1 protein-coding gene is annotated in these 1,441 nt (G+C 63.3%); it reads right to left on the minus strand.

The annotated features are described in order from the left end of the window. On the minus strand, positions 1-1,011 hold a 1,011-nt coding region (locus ACT53O_RS00005; protein ID WP_476150838.1), incomplete at its 3' end, for an RCC1 domain-containing protein. Between the last annotated feature and the right edge of the window lie 430 nt (positions 1,012-1,441).

The raw sequence follows: 1,441 nt of genomic DNA on the forward strand, positions 1-1,441 counted from the left end.
CCCGTCTCCCAACTGACCCGAATCAGCCCACCCCCAGGTGTAAATGTTCCCATCATCACCCACCGCCGTCGCGAAACGGTTCTCCCCCCCAGAAACCTGAACAAAACGGACCCCCTCGGGAACCGCAACCCTCACCGGAACCAACCGACGATCGGTCGTCCCATCCCCCACCTGGCCGTGCAAGTTGCCCCCCCACCCGTACGCATGACCGTCATCGCCCAAAGCGAAAACGGTGGTATCGCCCGCGCTGACCGACGTGAAACGTACACCCGCCGGAACCTGCACCTGGATCGGGGTCCGGTGATGATCGATTGTGCCGTCACCGGCCGCAGTCCCCCACGCGTACGTATTGCCATCATCGCCAAGACCCAAAGAGCGTGTGTTGCCCGCAGCAACCTGGGTGAAGTTCACACCGGCTGGCAGATCCACCCGCCCTGAACCCAGACCAGCTGTCCCGAGCTCCCCGTTCTGGTTGTACCCCCACGCGTACGTGTTGCCGTCGTCACCGATCGCGAACGAGTAGGTGGCGTGCGCGGCGACATACGTGAACCCCACCCCCGGGGGGCCTTGCATCCGTACCGGAGCGCCACGGTTGAAATGCGTACCGTCACCCAACTGTCCATACACATTCCACCCCCACGAATACGCGTTCCCATCATCACCAACCGCGTAAGAGCTGTCGGTTCCGGCGGCGAGCTGAACGAACCGGACACCCGCTGGTGTGGAAAGAAGGGTAGGAATGCCGCTCGGGTCCCACAACCCGGCGCCGATTCGTCCTCCCCAGGAGTAGGTGTTGCCGTCATCACCAATCGCCAACGAATGCTGGAGGCCCGCCACAACCTGGGTGAAGCGGACACCATCGGGTGTCTTCACCAACCCGGGCGTGACCCGATCAGTGGTCGTACCGTTACCAAGCTGACCTAGATGGTTGACTCCCCACGAGTACGTGTTGCCGTCATCACCAATCGCGAGAGCGTATGCATAACCAGCAGACACCTGGGTGAAACGCACCCCCGGGACACTGCCCGTCACCATCGTCCCACCCACCGTGGGACCAGAAACAAACGACACCACACCAGAAGGCGCCCCCACAGAAGCCGCCGCCACAGCACTGCCCCCACTGCCCCCCAACACCACCGCAACCGCAACGGTCAACGCCCCGACCCGACCAGCAACCCTCAACCCCGCACGCACCACCCCACGCGCAAGGGACACGACGCCAACCGAACCCGCAGAACGCAACACACCAGACACAGCAACGACATCCTCAACAGCCGGGAACAACCCAAACCCTCGAAAAATACCCCCCACCCAACCCCCCCACCCCGCAGCTAGGCACCCCCACACCCCACCAACACACCAAACCCAGCCACCCCCACCCCACAACTAGGCACCAACAGCTGCACAACCCTCGCCACCTCAGCAGACCACAACGATCCCC

Source organism: Microbacterium sp. DMC48 (assembly GCF_056313825.1).